At 59.8% G+C, this 23204-nt stretch carries 23 protein-coding genes; 9 read left to right on the forward strand and 14 right to left on the reverse strand.

What is annotated here, in order from left to right; genetic code table 11:
* Positions 1-93 precede the first annotated feature (93 nt).
* The 4 genes from PMI21_RS12125 to PMI21_RS12110 all read left to right on the forward strand — a co-directional run bounded on the left by PMI21_RS12125 (position 94) and on the right by PMI21_RS12110 (position 4857).
* Positions 94-984 carry a 2-hydroxy-3-oxopropionate reductase gene (locus PMI21_RS12125; RefSeq protein ID WP_007939173.1) on the forward strand — a complete coding sequence of 297 codons (891 nt, stop codon included), beginning with the start codon at positions 94-96 and terminating at the stop codon, positions 982-984.
* Positions 985-1149: 165 nt separating this feature from the next.
* The gene (locus PMI21_RS12120; RefSeq protein ID WP_007939175.1) at positions 1150-2430 is read left to right on the forward strand and encodes a glycerate kinase type-2 family protein; all 1281 of its coding nucleotides are present in this window, start codon (positions 1150-1152) and stop codon (positions 2428-2430) included.
* Positions 2420-3835, forward strand: coding sequence for a pyruvate kinase (gene pyk / locus PMI21_RS12115; RefSeq protein WP_007939176.1), 1416 nt, complete (start codon positions 2420-2422; stop codon positions 3833-3835). Before PMI21_RS12120 ends, pyk begins: the two co-directional genes overlap by 11 nt.
* Before the next feature lie 137 nt (positions 3836-3972).
* A complete protein-coding gene (locus PMI21_RS12110) occupies positions 3973-4857 on the forward strand; it encodes an urea transporter (RefSeq protein WP_007939177.1) in 885 nt (294 codons plus the stop codon).
* 42 nt (positions 4858-4899) lie between these two features.
* On the opposite strand, the gene PMI21_RS12105 is transcribed toward PMI21_RS12110, so the two are convergent.
* Entirely contained in the window at positions 4900-5715 is an 816-nt protein-coding gene (locus PMI21_RS12105; protein ID WP_007939178.1) for an alpha/beta hydrolase, read from the reverse strand.
* 61 nt (positions 5716-5776) lie between these two features.
* Positions 5777-8353 carry an autotransporter family protein gene (locus tag PMI21_RS12100; protein ID WP_007939179.1) on the reverse strand — a complete coding sequence of 859 codons (2577 nt, stop codon included), beginning with the start codon at positions 8351-8353 and terminating at the stop codon, positions 5777-5779.
* Positions 8354-8572: 219 nt separating this feature from the next.
* Here PMI21_RS12100 and PMI21_RS12095 point away from each other — a divergent pair, with 219 nt between their 5' ends.
* Together PMI21_RS12095 and PMI21_RS12090 are read left to right on the forward strand one after the other, a co-directional pair.
* Entirely contained in the window at positions 8573-9397 is an 825-nt protein-coding gene (locus PMI21_RS12095) for an ion transporter (RefSeq protein WP_007939180.1), read from the forward strand.
* 106 nt (positions 9398-9503) lie between these two features.
* Positions 9504-10502, forward strand: coding sequence for a sulfate ABC transporter substrate-binding protein (locus tag PMI21_RS12090; RefSeq protein ID WP_007939181.1), 999 nt, complete (start codon positions 9504-9506; stop codon positions 10500-10502).
* Positions 10503-10559: 57 nt separating this feature from the next.
* Here the strand turns inward: PMI21_RS12090 and PMI21_RS12085 are convergent, their stop codons facing one another.
* Positions 10560-11192: a hypothetical protein gene (locus PMI21_RS12085; protein WP_007939182.1), complete on the reverse strand. Its 633-nt coding sequence runs from the start codon at positions 11190-11192 to the stop codon at positions 10560-10562.
* 235 nt (positions 11193-11427) lie between these two features.
* On the opposite strand from PMI21_RS12085, the gene PMI21_RS12080 reads away from it, so the two are divergent.
* Positions 11428-12633, forward strand: a complete 1206-nt coding sequence (locus tag PMI21_RS12080; protein WP_007939184.1) for an MFS transporter — start codon at positions 11428-11430, stop codon at positions 12631-12633.
* 185 nt (positions 12634-12818) lie between these two features.
* Here PMI21_RS12080 and PMI21_RS12075 read toward each other — a convergent pair whose 3' ends face one another.
* The 10 genes from PMI21_RS12075 to ccmA all read right to left on the reverse strand — a co-directional run bounded on the left by PMI21_RS12075 (position 12819) and on the right by ccmA (position 20207).
* Complete coding sequence (locus tag PMI21_RS12075; RefSeq protein WP_007939185.1) at positions 12819-13214, reverse strand: hypothetical protein; 396 nt, start codon at positions 13212-13214, stop codon at positions 12819-12821.
* A gap of 14 nt (positions 13215-13228) precedes the next feature.
* Complete coding sequence (ccmI, locus tag PMI21_RS12070) at positions 13229-14443, reverse strand: c-type cytochrome biogenesis protein CcmI (RefSeq protein WP_033064050.1); 1215 nt, start codon at positions 14441-14443, stop codon at positions 13229-13231.
* Positions 14436-14909 carry a cytochrome c-type biogenesis protein gene (locus tag PMI21_RS12065; protein ID WP_007939188.1) on the reverse strand — a complete coding sequence of 158 codons (474 nt, stop codon included), beginning with the start codon at positions 14907-14909 and terminating at the stop codon, positions 14436-14438. The genes ccmI and PMI21_RS12065 overlap by 8 nt, the downstream gene beginning before the upstream one ends.
* Positions 14906-15442, reverse strand: a complete 537-nt coding sequence (locus PMI21_RS12060) for a DsbE family thiol:disulfide interchange protein (protein ID WP_007939189.1) — start codon at positions 15440-15442, stop codon at positions 14906-14908. Before PMI21_RS12060 ends, PMI21_RS12065 begins: the two co-directional genes overlap by 4 nt.
* Entirely contained in the window at positions 15439-17442 is a 2004-nt protein-coding gene (locus tag PMI21_RS12055) for a heme lyase CcmF/NrfE family subunit (protein ID WP_007939190.1), read from the reverse strand. The genes PMI21_RS12060 and PMI21_RS12055 overlap by 4 nt, the downstream gene beginning before the upstream one ends.
* 3 nt (positions 17443-17445) lie before the next feature.
* Complete coding sequence (ccmE, locus tag PMI21_RS12050) at positions 17446-17901, reverse strand: cytochrome c maturation protein CcmE (protein WP_007939191.1); 456 nt, start codon at positions 17899-17901, stop codon at positions 17446-17448.
* Positions 17898-18074, reverse strand: coding sequence for a heme exporter protein CcmD (gene ccmD / locus PMI21_RS12045; RefSeq protein WP_007939192.1), 177 nt, complete (start codon positions 18072-18074; stop codon positions 17898-17900). Before ccmD ends, ccmE begins: the two co-directional genes overlap by 4 nt.
* On the reverse strand, positions 18071-18826 hold the full coding sequence (locus PMI21_RS12040) for a heme ABC transporter permease (RefSeq protein WP_007939194.1): 756 nt from the start codon (positions 18824-18826) through the stop codon (positions 18071-18073). The genes ccmD and PMI21_RS12040 overlap by 4 nt, the downstream gene beginning before the upstream one ends.
* A gap of 80 nt (positions 18827-18906) precedes the next feature.
* Positions 18907-19575: a heme exporter protein CcmB gene (gene ccmB / locus PMI21_RS12035; protein WP_007939195.1), complete on the reverse strand. Its 669-nt coding sequence runs from the start codon at positions 19573-19575 to the stop codon at positions 18907-18909.
* Positions 19572-20207, reverse strand: a complete 636-nt coding sequence (ccmA, locus tag PMI21_RS12030) for a cytochrome c biogenesis heme-transporting ATPase CcmA (RefSeq protein WP_007939196.1) — start codon at positions 20205-20207, stop codon at positions 19572-19574. Before ccmA ends, ccmB begins: the two co-directional genes overlap by 4 nt.
* A gap of 197 nt (positions 20208-20404) precedes the next feature.
* On the opposite strand from ccmA, the gene fliK reads away from it, so the two are divergent.
* Positions 20405-21979, forward strand: coding sequence for a flagellar hook-length control protein FliK (gene fliK, locus PMI21_RS12025; RefSeq protein WP_007939197.1), 1575 nt, complete (start codon positions 20405-20407; stop codon positions 21977-21979).
* Entirely contained in the window at positions 21976-22305 is a 330-nt protein-coding gene (locus PMI21_RS12020; protein WP_007939198.1) for an EscU/YscU/HrcU family type III secretion system export apparatus switch protein, read from the forward strand. Before fliK ends, PMI21_RS12020 begins: the two co-directional genes overlap by 4 nt.
* Before the next feature lie 146 nt (positions 22306-22451).
* Here the strand turns inward: PMI21_RS12020 and PMI21_RS12015 are convergent, their stop codons facing one another.
* Positions 22452-22949, reverse strand: a complete 498-nt coding sequence (locus PMI21_RS12015; protein ID WP_007939199.1) for a hypothetical protein — start codon at positions 22947-22949, stop codon at positions 22452-22454.
* Between the last annotated feature and the right edge of the window lie 255 nt (positions 22950-23204).

The following is a 23204-nucleotide window of genomic DNA, read 5'->3' on the forward strand; positions in this document are numbered from 1 at the left end:
AGCGGTGCGGCGATCCGACTTGCCCGCGAAGGCGTCCTCGCTGCCACCCCACGAATTTTGCGAATAGAGCAATAAAAACAAGAGGATTTTCTCATGGCTAAAATCGGATTTATCGGCACCGGCATCATGGGCCACCCAATGGCGTTGAACCTGCAGAAAGCCGGTCACAGCCTGTTCCTGTCGGCGCACCACGACCCTGCGCCTGCCGACCTGGTGGCCGCTGGCGCCGTTGCGCTGGCGAACCCGAAAGAAGTCGCCCAGGAAGCCGAATTCATCATCGTCATGGTTCCCGATACCCCGCAGGTCGATGACGTGCTGTTCCGCGCCGACGGTGTTGCGGCAGGCGTCAGCAAGGGCAAAGTCGTGATCGACATGAGCTCGATCTCGCCGACGGCCACCAAAACCTTCGCCGCCAAAATCAACGAAAAAGGCGCGCAATACCTCGACGCCCCGGTTTCCGGCGGTGAAGTCGGCGCCAAGGCCGCGACCCTGAGCATCATGGTTGGTGGCGAAGCCGATGCCTTCGAACGCGCCCTGCCGCTGTTCCAGGCCATGGGCAAGAACATCACCCTGGTCGGTGGCAACGGTGACGGGCAAACCGCGAAAGTGGCGAACCAGATCATCGTCGCGCTGAACATCCAGGCCGTGGCCGAAGCGCTGTTGTTCGCCTCGAAAAACGGTGCCGACCCAGCCAAGGTGCGTGAAGCGCTGATGGGTGGCTTCGCGTCGTCGAAGATCCTTGAAGTTCACGGCGAGCGCATGATCAAAGGCACCTTCGACCCGGGCTTCCGCATCAGCCTGCACCAGAAGGACCTGAACTTGGCCCTGGCCGGCGCGCGCGAGCTGAACATCAACCTGCCGAATACCGCCAACGCCCAGCAAGTGTTCAGCACCTGCGCGGCCATCGGTGGCAGTAACTGGGATCACTCGGCACTGATCAAGGGCCTGGAGCACATGGCGAATTTCTCGATTCGCGATAAATAACGCCTGCCCCGTACTGATCGTTCCCACGCTCTGCGTGGGAATGCATCCCGAGACGCTCCGCGTCCCTGCCGAGCTGACGCGGAGCGTCCAGTTGAGGCATTCCCACGCAGAGCGTGGGAACGATCATTAGCACCATACCCAGAACAATAAAAATTGGAGCCCGCCATGTCGGTCGATCCGCAACAATTGCTGCGCGAGCTGTTTGCCACAGCCATCGACGCGGCCCATCCGCAGCACGTCCTTGAAGCTCATTTGCCAACCGACCGCAGCGGTCGGGTGATCGTCATCGGTGCCGGTAAAGCCGCAGCAGCCATGGCCCAGGTGGTCGAACGCTGCTGGCAGGGTGAAGTGTCAGGCCTGGTGGTGACCCGCTACGGCCACGGCGCCCCCTGCGAAAAAATCGAAGTGGTCGAAGCCGCGCATCCGGTGCCGGACGCTGCCGGTCTGGCCGTCGCGAAACGGGTTCTGGAACTGGTCAGCAACCTGAGCGAAGACGACCGTGTGATCTTCCTGCTGTCCGGTGGTGGCTCTGCCCTGCTCGCCTTGCCCGCCGCCGGCATCACCCTGGCCGACAAGCAATCGATCAACAAAGCGCTGCTCAAATCCGGTGCGACCATCGGCGAGATGAACTGCGTACGCAAGCACCTCTCGGCAATCAAGGGCGGGCGTCTGGGCAAAGCCTGCTGGCCGGCAACGGTTTACACCTATGCGATTTCCGATGTGCCAGGCGACCTCGCCACGGTCATCGCCTCCGGCCCTACCGTGGCCGACCCGAGCACCTCGGCTGAAGCGTTGGCGATCCTCAAGCGTTATGCCATCGAAGTCCCGGCCTCGGTGCGCAACTGGCTGCAAAGCCCCGAGTCGGAAACGGTCAAACCCGGCGATCCGAGCCTGGCCCGCAGTCATTTCCAATTGATCGCCCGCCCGCAGCAATCGCTGGAGGCGGCGGCGGTGAAAGCCCGTCAGGCCGGTTTCAGCCCGTTGATTCTCGGCGACCTGGAAGGTGAATCCCGGGAAGTGGCGAAAGTCCACGCCGGCATTGCGCGGCAGATCGTCCAGCACGGCCAGCCGCTGGCGGCGCCGTGCGTGATTCTGTCCGGCGGCGAAACCACCGTCACCGTGCGCGGCAATGGCCGTGGCGGACGCAACGCCGAATTCCTGCTGAGCCTGACCGACAGCCTAAAAGGTTTGCCCGGCGTCTACGCTCTGGCCGGTGACACCGACGGCATCGACGGCTCCGAAGACAACGCCGGCGCGATCATGACTCCGGACAGCTATGCCCGTGCCGCCGCCCTCGGCCTCGCTGCCTGCGATGAACTGGACAACAACAATGGCTACGGCTACTTCGCGGCGCTGGATGCACTGATCGTCACCGAGCCGACCCGCACCAACGTCAACGACTTCCGCGCCATCCTGATTCTCGAGAGCCCTAAACATGACGCCTGACAAGAAGGTCAAGATCCTCGCCACCCTCGGCCCGGCCACCGACGGGATCGACGATATCCGTGAGCTGGTGCGGGCCGGGGTCAATATCTTTCGCCTGAACTTCAGCCACGGCGATCACGCTGACCACGCGCAGCGCTATCAGTGGATTCGAGAAGTCGAGCGCCAGCTGAATTATCCGCTGGGGATTCTGATGGACCTGCAAGGTCCGAAACTGCGGGTCGGCAAATTCGCTCAGGGCAAAGTGCAGCTGCATCGCGGCCAGGCATTGCGCCTGGATCTGGATGCAACCCCCGGCGATGAGCGCCGGGTCAACCTGCCTCACCCGGAAATCATCGCCGCCCTGGAGCCGGGCATGGACCTGCTGCTGGACGACGGCAAGTTGCGCCTGCGGGTGGTGACCAAGTACGCCGACGCCATCGACACCACGGTGCTCAATGGCGGCGAGTTGTCGGATCGAAAAGGCGTCAACGTGCCGCAAGCGGTGCTCGACCTGAGCCCGCTGACCGCCAAGGACCGTCGCGACTTGAGCTTCGGCCTGGAATTGGGTGTCGACTGGGTCGCGCTGTCGTTCGTGCAACGCCCGGAAGACATCCGCGAAGCCCGCGCGCTGATCGGCGACAAGGCGTTCTTGATGGCGAAGATCGAGAAGCCATCGGCCGTGACTCAGTTGCGGGAAATCGCAGAGTTGAGCGATGCAATCATGGTCGCTCGCGGTGATCTGGGCGTGGAAGTGCCGGCCGAAAGCGTGCCGCAGATTCAGAAAAACATTATCAGCACCTGCCGCCAACTCGGCAAACCGGTGGTAGTGGCGACGCAGATGCTGGAGTCGATGCGCTTCTCCCCGGCCCCGACCCGCGCTGAAGTCACCGACGTTGCCAACGCGGTGGCCGAAGGCGCGGACGCGGTGATGCTGTCGGCAGAAACCGCGTCTGGCGAGTACCCGCTGGAAGCCGTGCAGATGATGAGCAAGATCATCCGTCAGGTGGAAAACGGCCCGGACTATCAAACCCAACTGGACGTGAGCCGGCCAAAAGCCGAGGCCACGGTGTCGGACGCGATCAGCTGCGCGATCCGCCGCATCAGCAACGTGCTGCCGGTGGCGGTGCTGGTGAACTACAGCGAGTCTGGCACCTCGAGCCTGCGGGCGGCGCGGGAACGGCCGACGGTGCCGATCCTCAACCTGACACCGAACCTGCAAACCGCCCGGCGGTTGACGGTCGCTTGGGGTGTGCATTCGGTGGTCAACGATCGGCTGCGCCAAGTGGATGAAGTGTGCTCGACGGCGCTGGAAATTGCCCAGGCACAGGGGATGGCTCAGCGCGGGGATACGTTGCTGATTACCGCGGGCGTGCCGTTTGGGCAGCCAGGATCGACCAATTCGTTGCGCATTGAGACATTAATCTAACCCCCTCACCATGATCGTTCCCACGCTCTGCGTGGGAATGCAGCCTGGGACGCTCCGCGTCCCAAGAGCAGACGCAGAGCGTCCATTGAGGCATTCCCACGCAGAGCGTGGGAACGATCTGTACTGACTGCCCCATCATGCCTGCCAACCACTTCAACACCCACTGCCCCGACTGGGCGACCGCCTTGCTCAACGGCTTCAGCCAGATATTCCTCCAGCGCCATCCGCTGTGCGGGCTGTTGTGTCTGTTGGCGATTCTGTTCACCGCGCCCGCTCTGCTCGGCGGTGCGTTGCTGGGCGGCGTCGCCGGGTTGCTTACCGCGCAACGTCGCGGGTATGCCAAGGCGGATCGTCAGGCCGGGCTGTTCAGTTACAACGGTATTTTGCTTGGCCTGTTGCTGAGCCTGTATTTCCCATGGTCGGTGCTGTTGCCACCGCTGATCATCGCCTGCGGCGGCCTGAGTGCGATACTCACCCAGCAATGGCTCAAAGGCGCTGGCGATCATCAATGTCTACCGGCCTACACCGCACCGTTCGTTGGGTTGAGTTGGTTATTGCTCGGCTTTGCCGCACCACAGCAACCCGTTCCGCTGATCGAACTGAACACCCTCAGCCTGCTCGCCGCCGAATTGAAAGGCTTGGGGCAAGTCATGTTTCTCGGCCATCCCCTGGCCGGCGCGCTGATTGCCGCCGGGTTGCTGATCGCCGACCGCCGCGCCTTTCTGTGGGCACTGCTCGGCTCCGCCGCCGGCCTGGGCTTCGCCTTGCTGCATCACGACACCTCCAGCGCCTTGCACGGTTTGAGCAGCTACAACCCGCTGCTCGCCGCCCTCGCCTTCAGCCCGCAACGCCGCCAACCGTGGCTGCCGCTGCTCGGTATTCTGCTCGCCGTATTACTCACACCGGGCTTCGCCGCACTCGGCCTGGCAACGCTGACCGCGCCGTTCATTCTTGCCTGCTGGCTGGTCCATGCCAGCATCCGAGTACTGCGTCAGGCCGCTGTCGACGCCTTGCGCTATTGATCGCTGAATCAATGGTGGCGCCGGACAGGGCTGAGTCTGCATTCAGCGCAATGGGTCAGTCTCGCAAGCCAATGGCAGATCCGACCGCGAGCCCCAACTTTCATCGTATCCCTGATCGTGGGTGGCGAGGGTTTCGACGACTTCCAGGCATTTACCCTGAAGCTGTGTGGTGTAGACCTGGAGCATTTGAGGTGGCACGACCTTGTCATTCAAACCAACGAAATGACGTTGCGGGAGCGCACGCAACTTGTCGCGAAACTGCAGAGGTGTCACCGGCTTCGAGAATGGCGCGAGCTGCATCAGCTCTGCCCACTTTACCGGGTCAAGATTCCCGGCAATCGTTTGCACTTGAGTGACGTCGTGACGAGAACCCGCAAGGATCAAGGCAATCGCCGCGCCGCCCGAATATCCGACCAGTTCGAACTGCTCCACTGCAAAGCGGCTTTTCAGACGATCAAGGGCTGCGTTCATGGCCTCTATGACTGATGAATTGAAACGACCGGAAGTCCATAAATCAGTGTTGCAACCCGCAGATGTCACGAACTGACAAGGGCGCGCCAGATAGGCGCTGGCCCCCCGATCTCCAGCGGCCAATCTCGCCATCAAGGACACACGAGGGGTCGGGTCGATACTCGGTTGAGATCGTGTCGCCCATGCCCGACCGTCGCCTTCAATGTAAACACGCAGATGCTTGTAGCCCCCTGGTGGCGGTAGTAAGGCCATGAGTGTGTAAGGTGAACTATCGAGCGTGCCAGGCGTAAGCGAAGAGCCTTGGCTTACCGCCTGCAAATCGACTTTACCCGCGCACCCGCTGAGCCCGAGGACCGCGAAGCCGATGGCGGCCAGTGCTTTAAACATGGTTTAGACCTGTTGATCAGACGCAACGATCCGCCAGTGCGAACCGTTGCAATCCAGTCGATCAAAAAGCGTAGCGCGCTTCAACGGTAAAGGTGTCGGCGTTAAAACCGGTCTTCGTTTGATAGCCATAATTGGTCCCCAGGGTTAGAGCATCAATTTGATACTTCACCCCTATGCGACCTTCATAACTATTACGCACCGGACTGGCTCCCGCGACAATGAAAGGCGAGCCCCCCAAGATAAAACTGGAGGTCTGATTGATCTGGTCACCGATGAAGTCATGGTAAGCCATCACGCTCGCTTCAGGGGTAAGGGTGCCATTGAGCAATGGCACGTCAGCGGCCATTCGCAACCCGGCGCCCAACTCGCCAATTTCGAAGCGCTGGGCATTGGAGTGCAAGGCGGCCGATGAGCCATGCTCATTAAAGCTGTCCAGCTGAATATTGGTGTAGCGTGCGGCGACACGCGGTTCGACAATCAGTTGGTCAGTGAGTTTGAAGGTATAACCGCTCAAGGCGCTCAGTGCCCATGCGTCACTGTTGTAGCTCGCTTTGGCCGCGCTATCGGCAATATAACGTTTGCTGTCATTGTCATTGCGCCCGTAACTGAGGCTGCCATCGACAAACCAGTTGCGCAGATCCCAGCTACCGTACAGCGTCAATGCTTGGCCCTGTACATCGGTTTTATTTCCGGTGTCGGAGGTGACGTTGGTGTTCAGATACGAATAGGCCAGTCCCACAGTGGAGTTGGCATTCAGTTTGCCATCCGCCCCGACAGCAATACCGCTGCTGTTGGCCGAATAACCGGCGACTGCATCACGGCTGTCCTGATCCTGGTTGCTGCTCAACCCCTGAACCCACACGCCGGTATCTGCCAGCGAATCCCCTGATGAGAGCCCCGAGCGCAGGCCGGACACGCGATTGCTGATCGCTCCATTCATCATCGCCTGACCCGATACTGCCGCGTTGACTGCGCCACGGCTGACTTCCGGTGCCAGTTGTTCACCGAGCTTTGCCAGTTCCTCTTGGGAAGAGGCGTTGGCAAAGGCTTTGAAGACCGCATCATTACTGTTCAATTGTCCCAGCGGGCCATTCTTGAAGCGATTGAGGATCTGGCGGGTGCTGCGGGAAGTGCCGATATTCCCCTGTTCTTCATCCACCTGACTGTCACTTTTCAGTGTGACCAGCGCGTTGACGGTCTGGGCATCGGTTGTATAGCTGGCGACGTTCAACAACGAAGACGAACTGGTGACGCTCAACCCGTTGTTCTGCAGGCTGCTCGCCTTGACCAGCGTGTATTGAGTGCCGGCAGCGGTCGGCGTGAAATCACCTGGTTTGGCATTCAACGTCACTTTGGAGGACTGGGCGAAGGTAGCCTTGCCGTCCACCGTCAAATAAGGCGTACCGGGCGTGACGCGATCCGAAAGCAACATATCGATACCACTGTTGGCACCGACGTTCAGGTCACCGGTAATCACGACCCCCTGATTTTGCAGATTCAGAGAGCCTGACGTCACAGAAACCGTGCTGCCTATTTTCTTCCCGGTGTAATTGGCTTGACCGGCGATATTCGTCCCGTCGAGGTTGAGCAGGTCCCCTTCGATAGCGCCTCCGGTCCAGTTCAGCTTCGCCAGCCCTGCACCGTCAATCGCCGCGGCCTGGGTACTGCGTATCACGCCCGCCTGCTGATTGATCTCGAAAGCAGAGACCTGGTCACCACCTACCTGAATCGCAACACCCTGTGCCACGATACTGCCCGTATTGATAATACCCCGCGCGCCCGACGCGGCATTCTGGGTAAAGGTAGTGCCATCGAGCTTGATGGCGACTGCGTTATCGCCTGTAGCTTGAATAGTTCCACTGTTGCGCAGCGAATCGACCGAGCCGGCCTGCAAGATGATGGCCTCGGAGTTCTTGCCATTGCTCAAAATCGAGCCACTGTTCTCGATTCGCAAATCACTGGTATTGGTCTCGACATCAAAACCGATGGACTCCTCACCCGTGACCCGAATGGTCCCTGTGTTGAGAATCTTGCCGGCGATGTTCACCGGATGCCCGAAATGGGAGTCCAGAATCAGGCCGGTGACTTCGTTACCGGTCACATCGATCAGGCCGCTATTGAGCAGATCCCCGCCCAGAGTAGTGCCATGCAGGTAGATACCTTCCGACGAAAAGATGCTGGGCCCCGCGACCTGAGTGATGGATACGGTCCCGGCATTGACGAAGTTACCGGTGATGGTCGCATTACCGACTTCGATCCCCTGCGCGCCACTCACGTTGTTCAGAATAATGTGGCCGGCGTTGATGAAGTCACCTTGAAGGTGACTTCCAGCCGAGGTATTGCTCATTAACCCGGCATCCAGGCCGATGCCGGATACTCTCGCGCCTTGAGCGTCAAAGGTGAAATCCCCCTGATTAATGATCGAACCCGCGACAGTGTTCTGGAAGAACGTGACACCTTTGTTGTCCGTATTGCTCTGGCGGGTTCGCTGCCCGGTCAGGGTCAACGTTTCATTAAGGGTTTGCCCCGTCCAGTCCTTGAATCCCTGACTCAGGTCGTACTCGCTGGCAAATGCCTGAACGGTCGAAGCGCTGACAACCATTGCCAGTAGGCTTTTCTTGAAAAACTTGTTATCCATATCGCTTCCGTGAGGTTTTGAGACCCATCGCCTGAAATCCGGGCCGCACATCAAGACAAAGGTTCTTGTTCTGCGGGAAGTCGATATATCGACGAGATCGTCAACTTCTTAATCCATCAACGAAAAAAATCGGTCGAACATGGCGCACTTAGCGTCCAGCTTGCGCAATCCTCACCGATCACCCAGGCTTCTTCCATTTTTCGGCTTGGGCAAGACCATATGGAAAGCAACAACGACTGGCGCCATCGCCTCTACGTCATGATTTTCCAGAGCGACACAATGGCTGGACGGCGCTTCGACAGCACGCTGTTACTGATCATCCTCGCCAGCCTGGTGATCGTGGTTCTGGACAGTATCGACAGCGTTCACCAGAACTATGCCGACGTGCTGGCGTACATCGAATGGGGCTTCACCGTCATTTTCATCATCGAATACGGCCTGCGCCTGTATTGCTCGCCCAAGCCGCTGCGCTACGCGTTCAGCTTCTATGGGTTGGTGGATTTGCTGGCGATCGTGCCCGGCATCCTCGCCCTGTATTACAGCGACGCGCAGTACCTGCTGATCATCCGGATCATTCGGATGTTGCGGATTTTCCGCGTGCTCAAGCTCAGCCCGTATCTCAAGCAAGCCAACTATTTGATGTCGGCGTTGCGCGGCAGCAAGCAGAAGATCGTGGTGTTTCTGCTCAGCGTCAGCACCCTGGTAACGGTGTTCGGCACGCTGATGTACGTGATCGAAGGTCCGGAGCACGGCTTCACCAGCATCCCAAAAGGGATCTATTGGGCTATCGTGACGCTGACCACCGTGGGTTTTGGCGACATCGTGCCCAAGACGCCACTGGGTCAGGTCATTTCATCCCTGGTGATGATCACCGGTTACTCGATCATCGCCGTGCCGACGGGGATCTTCACCGCGGAACTGGCCAACGCAATGCGTGGTGAACAACTGCAACACGATTGCCCGACCTGCAAGAAAAACAGCCACGAACACAGCGCGGCGTTCTGCTCCCGTTGTGGCAATGTGCTGTTCAAGAAAATGGAATAAGCAAAGTTCTTTTTAATCTTTAAACGACTATGCGAGCCCGGCTATAGTCGCTGGCAAATTGCCAACACTTTCCATCGAACACGTTTGATAAAACAAGGAATGCGCAGTGAAAAAACTCTTTGGCGCCTCACTTCTGGCCGCTGGCCTGGCCTTGAGCAGCATGGCTCAGGCCGCACCGACCCTGCTTAACGTTTCCTACGACGTGATGCGAGATTTCTACAAGGACTACAACGCTGCCTTCCAGAAACACTGGCAAGCCGAACACAACGAAAACATCACGCTGCAGATGTCCTTCGGCGGTTCCAGCAAACAGGCCCGTTCAGTGATCGATGGCCTGCCGGCTGACGTCATCACCATGAACATGGCCACCGATATCAACGCTCTGGCGGACAACGGCAAACTGGTCCCGGACAACTGGGTCACACGCCTGCCGAACAACAGCGCGCCGTTCACTTCGGCCACCGTGTTCATCGTGCGCAAAGGCAACCCGAAAGCCCTGAAAGACTGGCCGGACCTGCTCAAGGACGGCGTGCAGGTGATCGTCCCCAACCCGAAAACCTCGGGCAACGGCCGCTACACCTACCTCTCGGCCTGGGGCTATGTGCTGAAAAACGGCGGTGACGAAAACAAGGCAAAAGCCTTCGTCGGTAAACTGTTCAAACAAGCCCCGGTGCTGGATACCGGTGGCCGTGCAGCAACCACCACATTCATGACCAACCAGATCGGCGACGTGCTGGTGACCTTCGAAAACGAAGCGGAAATGATTGCTCGCGAGTTTGGTCGTGATCAGTTTGAAGTGATCTACCCGAGCGTTTCCGCGGAAGCCGAGCCGCCGGTGTCGGTGGTCGACAAAACTGTCGACAAGAAAGGCACTCGCGCTGCTGCCGAAGAATACCTGAAGTACCTGTGGTCGCCGGAAGGTCAGGAGATTGCGGCTGCCAACTACCTGCGCCCGCGTGATCCGGCGGTGTTGGCGAAGTACACCGATCGCTTCCCGAAAGTGGATTTCCTGTCGGTGGAGAAGACCTTTGGTGACTGGCGCACCGTGCAGAAGACCCACTTCAATGATGGTGGGATTTTCGACCAGATTTACAGCGGTCAGTAATCGCTGAGCTCAATGAAAAAGGCGACCTGTGAAGGTCGCCTTTTTTGTGGAATACCGTTACATCGGTGGGGTTACACCGTCCTTGCCGGCCGAAACGGATTGAGCAGTGAGCGTCCCGTCGGCACTCTGGGTCACAAACGTCACGATCTTCACGCCCACCTTCAGCAAGCTGCGATCCCCCGGCACCAGATTGACGATCGGCACATCCTCCGGCACCAGAATCGTCTGCTGGCCGCCCTTGTAGTTGACGGTCAGAACCCGGCCGTTGCTGACCACCAGATCGCCCACGCTGCCGTTGGTCATACTGCTGCCCTTGACCAGATCAAAAGGCCGATGGCCGTCGCCGCTGCCGGCCAGTTCCGGCGGGAATACGTGGACTTCCAGCGCCTTGAGCGTGCCATCCTCTTGCGGCACGGCAGCCGAGCCGATGTAGCTGCCGGGCTTGATGTCTTCGATATTGGCCAGGGTGACGGCGCGGATTTTGGTGTCCTTGGTCAGGTTGATCACCACGTTTTCGCCACTGTTGACGTGGACTTTCATGACATCGGCGCTGACGCCGGTGATCTCGCCACGCACGCCGATGCGCATTCCCGGCGGCACATCGGCAGCCTGAGCAACAGCTGCCGTGAACAAGCTGATCAGGGTAACAACACAAGCGCCGTGGATCAGGTGACGGAACATCGCATTCATGTTGAGTGCCTTCCGGTTTATGGAGCGTAAGAGAACATAAGCACGCTATCGAAGAAGATGTAAGTGAATGTATCATCGGATCCCACTGTTCGGACGCATGGTTCATCGGCAGACAGTTCACACCTGTGTCACTCATTCCGCAAAGGAATGATTACTATCACTGCAAACCCTCTTCCGCCGCTCTAGCCAGCCGATTAGCCTCTGCTCACTTTCTTCTTGCTCAGCGAGCCACGTTATGAATTCAGCGACTCAGGTGCCCCACGGTACCGCGACAATGACCCGGGGCATGGTGCTGCTTTTCGCCTTCTGCTGCGGCGCGATCGTCGCCAACATCTACTACGCCCAGCCAATTATCGGCCTGATTGCCCCGGACATCGGCCTGACCGACACCATGGCCAGCCTGATCGTTTCGCTGACGCAGATTGGTTATGCGCTGGGCCTGTTCTTCCTGGTGCCGCTGGGTGATCTGCTGGAAAACCGTCGTTTGATGATCATCACCACCGTGGTGGCGATTGCCAGTCTGCTGGGCGCGGCTTTCACCGATCAGCCGAACGTGTTTCTGCTGATTTCGTTGCTGGTGGGTTTCAGCTCGGTGTCGGTACAGATCCTGATTCCGCTGGCCGCCCACCTGACGCCGGAAGCGTCGCGCGGCCGCGTGGTTGGCGGGATCATGGGCGGTCTGCTGCTGGGGATTTTGCTGGCCCGGCCGGTGTCCAGCGTAGTGGCCGACCACTTCGGCTGGCGTGCGATGTTCGTCATCGCTGCGGTGTTGATGGCAGCGATCAGCATCGTCCTGGCCCTGACGGTGCCCAAGCGCCAGCCTGATCACAGCGCCTCTTATGGTCAGTTACTGGGTTCGCTCTGGACACTGCTGCGCCAGCAACCGGTGTTGCGTCAGCGGGCGTTTTATCAGGGTTGCATGTTCGCCACCTTCAGCCTGTTCTGGACCGCCGTGCCGCTGGAACTGGCGCGCAATCACGGTCTGTCGCAAACCCAGATCGCGATTTTCGCCCTGGTCGGAGCCATCGGCGCGATTGCCGCGCCCATCGCCGGTCGACTGGCCGATGCCGGCCACACCCGACTCGCCTCGCTGCTGGCGATGCTGTTCGCCAGCCTGAGCTTCCTGCCGGCCTTCATCCACCCGGCCTACAGCATCATCGGCTTGGCCGTGACGGGCGTGGTGCTGGATTTTTGCGTGCAAATGAACATGGTCCTCGGCCAACGCGCGGTCTACGCCCTCGACGCCAAGAGCCGCGGCCGCCTTAACGCGCTGTACATGACCAGCATCTTCATCGGCGGCGCGTTCGGCTCATCGGTGGCCAGTGCGGTGTACGAACACGGTGGCTGGTTGTGGATCGTGATTGTCGGCAGCGTGTTTCCGTTGCTGGCGTTGTTGCGGTTTTTGAGTGCTTCAGAGAAGCCGGCACTGGCGACGGCGTAACAACGTTAGAAGCATCGTGAACAAACGCTCAACCAAAATCAAAAGATCGCAGGCTTCGCCAGCTCCTACATTAACCGCGTACATGCGCGATCATCGTCGTACGCGATTCTGTAGGAGCTGGCGAAGCCTGCGATCTTTTCAAACCCCAAAAAGCAAAACGGCGATCCTCAGATCGCCGTTTCCATTCACTGCCCGAATTGTCTGCCCAATCCACCCGGCACACCGTGGATATCCGTCTCTTCCCACGGCCCGTTCGGGCTGATCGAGCGGCTCCAGCCGTTGTTCCAGCGGTAGTAGGTGCGCTGGCGGTAGAAGGTGTTGGTCTGGTTGTCGAGGACGTAAACACCAAGTTTCGCATCCCAATGGCTATTGCCGCCCGGTGGCGGGGCGAAGCTGGCGGAGGTGCGTGGCAGCGGTTTCGATGGTTTGATCGGCGTGACCGGTTTGCTCGGCGTGGTCGGTTTGGTGCTCGGCTGCGAGGGCGGGATCGGCGGCAGCCGTTCGGGCTCGTGCTCCTGGACCGCACACGCGCTTAGCCCCAAAACCATACTGAGGAGAGTGATACGAGCGATGGCGGTCATGGTGGCGCTTCCTGTTATTTATCCGGGCTGTCGATGGTCAGTTTTTGTGGCGCGGTGGTGCTGGTGGCCAAGGGCTGGCTACGACCGATCCATTCGCCTGCAGTCGGTTGGCCGGCGCGGGAGATGCGCGCAACCAGTTGGACTTCAGGGAAGTTCGACAGTTTCAATTGCGGCATCATTGCGTCGGCATCGCCCAGCTCGACAGTCGCCGGCAGGTCGGCGACGGTCAGACGCTTGGCCGCCAATGGTGCGGGCGGGCCTGCGGTGGCACGGGCGAAGATGAACACGCTGTCGCCGGGCTGGACCTTGGCTTTCAAGTCGGGGGCAAGATCGACACGCACCTTGAGCAGTGCTGCAACCTTCACTGCCGGAGCCTGAGCCTGAGCCTGAGCCACTTTGCCACCGCTGGCTTCAAGCTTCTCGGCGGCCCGAGCGATACCGCCTTGCAGCGCGACACGGGACTGGTCATCCGGCGGCAGTTGCACCAACAGGCGATTCCAGTAGTCGATGGCTTCCTGGTAACGCTCGCCTTCGAAGGCCGCGATGCCCAGCAGGCCGAGGCTGGTGACTTCCTTCGGATCGGCTTTCAGCGCTTCGTCGGTCAGGCTCTGGACCTTATCCGACCACTTCTTGCCATCGGCGAAGTATTGAGCCTGAGCCCACTGCCCGAGCAGTTCCGGCTGGCGACCGGCCAGGTTCACGGTGCGTTCGAAGATCTTCGCCGCATCGCCAGGACGGTCCTGAGCCATGTAAGTGCGGCCGAGGAAGTACAGGCCTTCGGCTGAATCCGGTTGGGCTGCAACCGCACGTTCCAGGCGACGGGTCATGTCTTCCATCGACTGCGGCGCCTGGGCGAACTCGCGGGTCAGCTCGACTTTGTCGCTGGCACCGAAATGCAGGTACAGCCCAAGGCCCAGCACGGGCACCAGAATCGCCGCCAGCAATGGCAATGGTTTGCCCAGACGCGACACTCGCGGTGCCTCGACGCCTTCGGTGTCGGCAAGCAGTTCACGGGCGGCTTCGGCGCGGCCGGCATCCATTTGTTCGGCGTTTAGCACGCCTTCTTCCTGCTGAGTCTGCAACTCAGCCACGCGCTCCTGATACAGCGCGACGTTAAGCGCCGTACGATCCTCTTCAAGCTGGGCGCGACGACCGCGCAGAACGGGGATCAGCAAAAAACTCAGGGCTACCAGAAGCAGCAGACCTGCAGCGAGCCAGAAATCAATCATGCTTGGTTTTATCCAACAGGTGGTCGAGGCGCTCACGCTCATCAAAAGAGAGCTCATCCTTGCTGTCGGCACGTTGCACACGACGACGGCGGACGATCACGGCGATGATCACAAAACCGCCCAGCAGCAGACCGGCGGGGCCGAACCAGAGCAATGCGGTCTTGGCGTTGAGGGCAGGTTTGTAGCGGACGAAGTCACCGTAGCGATCAACCATGAAGTCGATGATCTGCTGGTTGTCCTTGCCCTCGCCGAGCATGCGGAAAATCTCTTTGCGCAGGTCGGCGGCAATCGGTGCGTTGGAATCGGCAATGTCCTGATTCTGGCACTTGGGGCAACGCAGCTCTTTGGTCAGCTCGCGATAACGCTCGCGATCGCTCTCTTTGGCGAACTCATAGGTGTCGATGGCCGCGTGGGCCACGCCAGCCATGCTCAACCCCAGAACGGCGGCGGCAATCCAGCGCTTCATGGCTTGGCCTCGTCGACCAGCGCCTGATACTTGGCCGCCAGTTTTTCGCGCCAGACTTGCTCGTCGATCACCCCGACGAATTTGTCGCGGATGATGCCCTTGGCGTCGATGAAGAAGGTTTCCGGTGCGCCGTACACGCCGAGGTTCAGGCCCAGGGTGCCTTCATCGTCACGGACATCCAGTTGATACGGGTTGTGGAACTCGGCCAGCCACTTCAAGGCGTCTGCATTGGTGTCCTTGTAGTTGATGCCGTAGATCACCACGCCCTTCTCGGCCAGTTTGTTCAACACCGGGTGCTCGACCCGGCAGGAAATGCACCAGGTACCCCACACATTGACCAGTGCCGGTTTACCCAGAATGTCTGCTTTGGTCAGGGTTTTGTCGCCCTGCACCGAGAGCAGGGAAAACTCCGGGAACGGCTTGTCGATCATCGCCGAGGGCAACTCGGCCGGGTTCAGGTACAGCCCCCGATACAGAAAAACAGCAACCACCAGAAAAATCGCCAGCGGCAACAGCATCAACCAACGTCTCATGCAGTGGCTCCCGTCATGCCGAGCGCTTCACGCACGCGGCTTTTTACCTTGACTCGATAACGGCGATCCAGCGCCGCCAGCAACCCGCCCAAACCGGTGAGCAGACCACCGAACCAGATCCAGCGCACGAACGGTTTGACGTGCACGCGAACCGCCCAGGCGCCCTCGCCCAACGGCTCGCCCAGTGCGACGTACAGATCACGGGTGAAACCGGCGTCGATCCCGGCTTCGGTCATCATCGAGTTCTGCACGGTGTACAGGCGTTTTTCCGGGTGTAGCACACTGACTTCCTTACCGTCGCGGATCACCCGTACGGTGCCCTTGTCGGACGTGAAGTTCGGGCCTTCGAAGTGCTTGGCGCCTTCGAACACAAACTGGTAACCGGCCAGGCTCATGGAATCACCCGGTGCCAGGCGCAGATCGCGCTCGGCACTGTTCTGGCTCGACAACACGACACCCAGCGCGCACACGGCGATGCCCAAATGCGCGAGTTGCATGCCCCAATAGCTGCGGGTCAGGGTCGGCAGGCCTTTGATCAAGCCTTTGTGGCGAGTCTTGTCGAAAATGTCCCGCACTCCGGCCAGCAACACCCAGGCAGCGAGCATGAAGGTCGCCAGCACCGCCCAGTTGAAATCGCCGTAAGCGACGCCCGCCACGACGGCCAACGCGGCGCTGCCAAGCAGCACCGGAGTCAGCATGTTCATCAGCCATTTGACTGGGGTGTCTTTCCAGCGCACCACCACGCCGACCGCCATCACTATCATCAGGATCGCCATCAACGGAATGAACAGCGCGTTGAAGTACGGCGGGCCGACCGACAGCTTGGCACCGGTCATCGCATCGAGAATCAGCGGATACAAGGTGCCCAGCAGGATCATCGAAGCAGCCACCACCAGCACCAGGTTGTTGCCCAGCAGCAGGGTTTCCCGGGACCAGAGGTTGAAGCCGACATGGCTCTTGACCACCGGCGCGCGCAGGGCGAACAGCGTCAACGAACCACCGACCACAAACAGCAGGAAGACCAGAATGAACACGCCGCGTTCAGGGTCGGACGCAAAGGCGTGAACCGAGGTCAGCACGCCGGAACGCACCAGGAAGGTCCCGAGCAGGCTCAACGAGAACGCAGCGATGGCCAACAGCACGGTCCAGCTCTTGAACACACCACGTTTTTCCGTGACCGCCAACGAGTGAATCAGTGCCGTACCCACCAGCCAAGGCATGAAGGACGCGTTTTCCACCGGGTCCCAGAACCACCAGCCGCCCCAGCCGAGTTCGTAGTAGGCCCACCAGGAACCCAACGTGATACCGATACCAAGGAAGGCCCAGGCGACGATGGTCCACGGACGGGACCAGCGCGCCCACGCCGCATCGAGACGACCGCCCAACAGCGCGGCGATGGCGAAGGCGAAGGCCACGGAGAAACCGACGTAACCCATGTACAGCATTGGCGGGTGAACGATCAGGCCGATGTCTTGCAGCAGAGGATTAAGATCGCGCCCGTCTGCCGGCATTTGCGGCAGGATCCGGGCGAACGGGTTGGACGTCAGGATCAGGAACAGCAGGAAACCGGTGCTGATCATGCCCATCACCGCCAGCACCCGGGCCAGCATCACTTGCGGCAACTGCCGGGAGAACACCGATACCGCGAAGGTCCAGCCGCCGAGGATCAACGCCCACAGCAGCAACGAACCTTCGTGAGCGCCCCACACGGCGCTGAACTTGTAGTACCACGGCAGCGCGCTGTTGGAGTTACTGGCCACATAGGCGACAGAGAAGTCGTCCGCCATGAACGCATAGGTCAGACAACCGAAAGCGAACAGCAAAAACGCGAACTGCCCCCACGCGGCCGGCTGGGCCAGGCTCATCCACAAACGGTCGCCGCGCCAGGCACCGAGCAACGGCACCACGGCCTGCACCAGCGCAAAACACAGCGCCAGGATCATGGCCAGGTGGCCGAGTTCGGGGATGAACAGCCCTGAACTGTAAAGTGCGGAAGTCATCAGTTAGCCCTCCTTGGCTGGCGTAGGTGCCGACTGACCACTGTCTTTCAACGCCTTGGTCACTTCCGGCGGCATGTACTTCTCGTCGTGCTTGGCCAGCACTTCGTCGGCCACCACCACGCCATCAGCGTTGAGCTTGCCGAGGGCAACGATGCCCTGCCCTTCGCGGAACAGGTCCGGAAGGATGCCGCGATAGCTGATGGTTACGGATTTATTGAAGTCGGTAACGATGAATTTCACGTCCAGGGAATCGCCGGAGCGTTGCAGCGAGCCCTTTTCGACCATGCCGCCCGCACGGATGCGCGTGTCTTGCGGCGCTTCGCCATTGGCGATCTGGGTCGGGGTGTAAAACAGATTGATGTTCTGCTGCAGGGCGCTCAGGGCCAGGCCGACGGCAGCGCCGACACCGACCAGGATCGCGAGAATGATGACAAGACGCTTTTTACGCAGCGGATTCACTGACCGTTCTCCCGGCGCAAACGACGCGCCTCTTGTTGCAGATACCGCTTGCGGGCCAGGATCGGCGCCGCCACGTTGAGGGCCAGCACCGCCAGGCAAATGCCATAGGCTGACCAGACATACAGGCCGTGATGGCCCATGGCGAGAAAGTCGCCGAATGAAGCGAAACTCATCGAGCGGCCTCCAGACTGTTCTGCACTTCGGATTTCACCCAACTCGCCCGGGCTTCGCGCTTGAGCACTTCAAGGCGCATGCGCAGCAACAGCACCGCGCCGAAGAAACAGTAGAAACCCAGCACCGTCAGCAGCAGTGGCAACCACATCTCGGCGGGCATCGCCGGTTTTTCGGTGAGGGTGAACGTCGCGCCCTGGTGCAGGGTGTTCCACCACTCCACCGAGTATTTGATGATCGGGATGTTGATCACGCCGACAATCGCCAGCACCGCGCAGGCCTTGGCCGCGCTGTCACGATTGCTGATGGCGTTGCCCAGCGCAATAAGACCGAAGTACAGGAACAGCAGAATCAACATGGACGTAAGTCGCGCATCCCAGACCCACCACGAACCCCAGGTCGGTTTGCCCCAGATCGCCCCGGTAACCAGCGCCACGGCGGTCATCCAGGCACCGATCGGGGCGGCGCATTGCAGGGCGACGTCGGCCAGTTTCATTTTCCACACCAGCCCGACAACGCCGCACACGGCCAGCATCACGTAGATCGATTGCGCCAGCATGGCGGCGGGAACGTGGATATAGATGATTCGAAAGCTGTTGCCTTGCTGGTAGTCCGGCGGCGCGAAGGCCAGGCCCCAGACCACGCCGACGCTAATCAGCAGCAACGCCGCGACGCTCAGCCAGGGCAGCAATTTGCCGCTGATGCCGTAAAACCATTTGGGCGAGCCGAGCTTATGAAACCAGGTCCAGTTCATTGCTGTTTCCATCACGGTTGCTGTTCGTTATCACGAAACAGCCAAAGGGTCTTTACTGGTTAAAATTTAACCAGACCTCATTATTCGCCGACACTGATTTTCAGGCCAGCAGCTATTGCAAAAGGTGCCAGGGTTATCGCCAGGGCGGTCAGGCTGCCAAGCCACAAGAGATAACCGGTCGCCGGCATGCCCTGCAATGCCGCCTGCAAGGCGCCACTGCCGAGAATCAACACCGGGATATACAGCGGCAGAATCAGCAGCGCCAGCAACAGGCCACCACGCTTCAATCCTACCGTCAGCGCCGCGCCCACCGCACCGAGCAGGCTCAACACCGGTGTACCGAGCAATAAAGAAAGGAGCAACACCGGCAGACAAGCGGCAGGCAAACCGAGCATCAGCGCCAGCAATGGCGCGAGCAAAACCAGTGCCAGGCCGGAAAAGGCCCAGTGTGCCAGCACCTTGGCCAGCACCAAAAGAGGCAGGGGGTGCGACGAAAGGACCCACTGTTCAAGGGATCCGTCTTCGAAATCACTGCGGAAGAGCCCATCCAGCGAGAGCAAAACCGATAAAAGCGCCGCCACCCAGACCAGTCCCGGAGACAAGGTTTGCAACAATTGAGTCTCGGGACCGACCGCCAGCGGGAACAAGGAGACGACGATGGCGAAAAATACCAACGGGTTCGCCAATTCGGCAGGACGGCGGAACAGCAAACGTGCCTCACGGGCGACCAACAGGCCGAAAACACTCATACGGCCCAGTTCCCCAAATCAATGTCGCGATAGCCGGCCGGCATCCGGCTCAGCGTGTGGTGAGTGGTCAACACCACCATGCCGCCCCGCTCGCAGTGCGCGGCCAGGTGTTCTTCGAGTTGCGCCACGCCTTGTTTGTCGAGTGCAGTGAACGGCTCGTCGAGGATCCACAGCGGCGGGCTGTCCAGGTACAACCGCGCCAACGCCACGCGACGTTGCTGGCCGGCAGACAGGGTGTGGCAGGGAACATCCTCGAAACCGCGCAGCCCCACCGCCGCCAGCGCTTGCCAGATCGCCTCGTGGGAGGCCGGTTGGTGCAAGGCGCAGAGCCAACTGAGGTTTTCTTCGGGGGTCAGCAGGTCCTTGATCCCGGCGGCGTGGCCAATCCACAACAGGTTGCGCGCCAGTTCGCTGCGTTGTTCGTTCAGTGGCTGGCCGTTGAGCAACACTTGACCGGCGGTCGGATGCATCAAGCCGCAAAGCAGACGTAAGAGACTGGTCTTGCCGCTGCCGTTAGGGCCGCTGATCTGTAACATTTCGCCACTGGCCAGTCGCAATTCGAGATTTTCGAAAAGCAGCCGAAGGTCTCGCTCACAGGCAAGGGCAACGGTTTGCAGGACAGGACTGGTCAAGGGTTCACGGGCCTTATACGGTTCAAGTCGGCTCTGGCGCGGCCGTTAAAGAGATGCAGCATAGATGCTATGACGGCTTGTTCTAGAGAGCTGCGTCAATCAATTGCAATGTTTTCGCCACTCTGCGAAAGACGGGCGGCATTATACATGCCGTACCTTACTCTCAAGAGTGCAATTTCCTCAGGTTGTGTCCGCGTATGACAGGCGAAATGAACATCCTCCCGCTCCCGCCAACCACCCCGGCGACTTCGCGCCCGTTGGTGATCAGCGGCGAGTTGCTCAATCTGCTGACGCCGATGGAGGGCCTGATCACGGCCGGTCAGACCGCCAAGGCTGAAGTACTGTCGCTCAAGCAGGCGGATCAGACCTTTCAACTGTTGCTCAAGGTCACCCTCGACAACGGCCGTCAGACCACGGTCCAGGCCACCAGCACTCAGCCGTTGCCCCAGGGCGCCAGCCTGACGATTACCCAGCCGTCGGCGGGCAATCTGGCGGTCACGGTGCAACAGGCCATCGCCTCCAGTGTCGCCACCCTCACCCGCATCGACACCGCGCAACTGCCGGTCGGCACCTTGCTGCAAGGCAAAGTGCTGACCTCTCAAGTGATGCCGCAGGTGCCGGGCCAGCCGACGGTGTTTCGCTCGATGGTAAGCCTGCTCAACACCGCGCTGAGCGGCAGCACGTTGAGCATCGACAGCCCGACGCCGCTGCGCATCGGCACCTTGCTGAGCGCCCTGGTGCAGGACACCCAGACACTCAAATTCGTGCCGTTGAGCAGCCGTCAGGAACAGCTGGCGGTGACGCAACAACTGGTCAGCCAGCAAAGTCGCCAAGGCTCTCTGGATGGCTTGATCAAAGTCCTGCAAAACCTGCCGCCGTCGGATCAGACCTCCAGCGACCTGCGCGCCGCCGTGGACAAATTGCTCGCAGGCCTGCCGGACGTGCAGCAACTGAGTTCGCCCAAAGGCCTGGCCCAGGCGCTGGCCAACAGTGGCCTGTTCCTCGAAGCCAAATTGCTGACCGGACAAAACCCGACACTGACGCCAGACATGAAAGGCGACCTGCTCAAGCTGATCGCCCAACTGACGCCAGGCCTGCCGGCCAACACCAATCTCAACGCAATCATCGCCGCCAACACCTTGGTCCAGGCTATGCCGAGTTTCGTGCGCAATGCCCTCGGCATGCTCGGGCAAGTCAGTGCCAAGCCGTCACCGACCAGTTTTCCACTGCCCGAGCGCCTGCTGCAAAACGCGGAAGGCGAAGATGATCTCGAGCATCTGCTGCGCCTGGCTGCGGCGGCGGTTTCACGCTTGCAAAGTCATCAGCTGTCGAGTATTGAGCAGACTGGCGTCACCAGTGACGGGCGGTTGATGAGCACCTGGCAGCTGGAAATCCCCATGCGCAACCTGCAGGACATCGTGCCGTTGCAGGTCAAATTCCAGCGCGAAGAAGCCCCCGAAAAAGAACAACCGCGCGAACGTCGCGACGAACGCGAACCAAAACAACAATTGTGGCGAGTCGACCTGGCGTTCGACATGGAACCGTTGGGGCCGTTGCAGGTTCAGGCCCAACTGATCAAAGGCAGCCTCTCCAGCCAGCTGTGGGCCGAACGGCCGTACACCGCGAGCCTGATCGAAAGCAATCTGGCCGCGCTGCGTGAACGCCTGTTGGCGTCAGGCCTGAACGTCGGCGATCTGGATTGCCACCTCGGCACACCACCACAGGGCCCTCAAACCCGCCTCGAACAACGCTGGGTCGACGAAACCGCATGAACGAATCCACCGCACCGCGCCAGGCCATCGCCCTCAAATACGACGGCAGCCACGCCCCTACCCTCACGGCCAAGGGTGACGAGGAACTGGCTGAAGAAATTCTGCGGATTGCCCGCGATTACGAAGTGCCGATTTACGAAAACGCCGAGCTGGTGAAACTGCTGGCGCGGATGGAGTTGGGGGACAGCATCCCGGAAGAGCTGTATCGCACGATTGCCGAGATCATCGCGTTTGCGTGGAATCTGAAAGGCAAGTTTCCCCAAGGGCATGATCCGCATGCGCCGATGGTGGAGAAGGATGTCACCGAGCGCGGGGATGATTACTGATTGATCGTTCCCACGCGCAGCAAAGGAATGCAGCCCGTGACGCTCCGCGTCACATTCAACAACGGAACGCGGAGCGTCCAGGAGGCATTCCCACGCAGAACGTGGGAACGATCCTGGCAGGCGTTAGTTTCTGTGCAACTTGCTCATCAACTCCCCGCCTTCACGTTAGCGGACTTGAAAAAACGCAACAGCCTGAGACTACGACCGACAATCAACCCATTAATAAGCCCAGCCCCCAGTGCTGACCATGCCACCGCCGGTACCTCATTGACCAGCTCCGGATGCATAGCCGCCAGGTAACCACAGTAGTAACGCCAGGCAAAGAAACACCAATACACAATCAGCACTTTGATGGTGCCACCCAGCACCAGACTTTCCCCCTCGCGCTCCACGTTGTGGTACGAGTAAAAGCGCAATGCCAGCACCCACCCCGCCAACAAACCTAATGCATATGCCGAGAGCGGGATTGCAACGCCTTGGGAGAGTTTCAGTGACGCCAAGGAAATAGCGACGAATATCGCCGGTGTGATCTGCAAAGACCTTTTCGATTCATGACTCTTGAAGCAAGCAAGGACACCGTAATAAGTCAGGATAAAAAAGACCGCATAAACCCACAGCGGTGTACCACGCAGAATATCGAGCATAGGCCTCCTTGGCTGTCCATCGGCGATAGAACATTGAATTGATGATCAAGCTACCGATGGCGGGGCGCGATCACAAGCCGGAGGAATCCGGAAAAACTATAGGCAGGGGACTACGGCAACGTAATCCCTATCTGAGGACGGATTATTCATTGGCGTTTAAAAGCAAAAGATCGCAGCCTTCGGCAGCTCCTACAAGAGTACGTCCCCCTGTAGGAGCTGCCGAAGGCTGCGATCTTTTGATCTTTTGATCTTTTG

Source organism: Pseudomonas sp. GM18, assembly GCF_000282195.1.
Taxonomy (GTDB): Bacteria; Pseudomonadota; Gammaproteobacteria; order Pseudomonadales; family Pseudomonadaceae; genus Aquipseudomonas.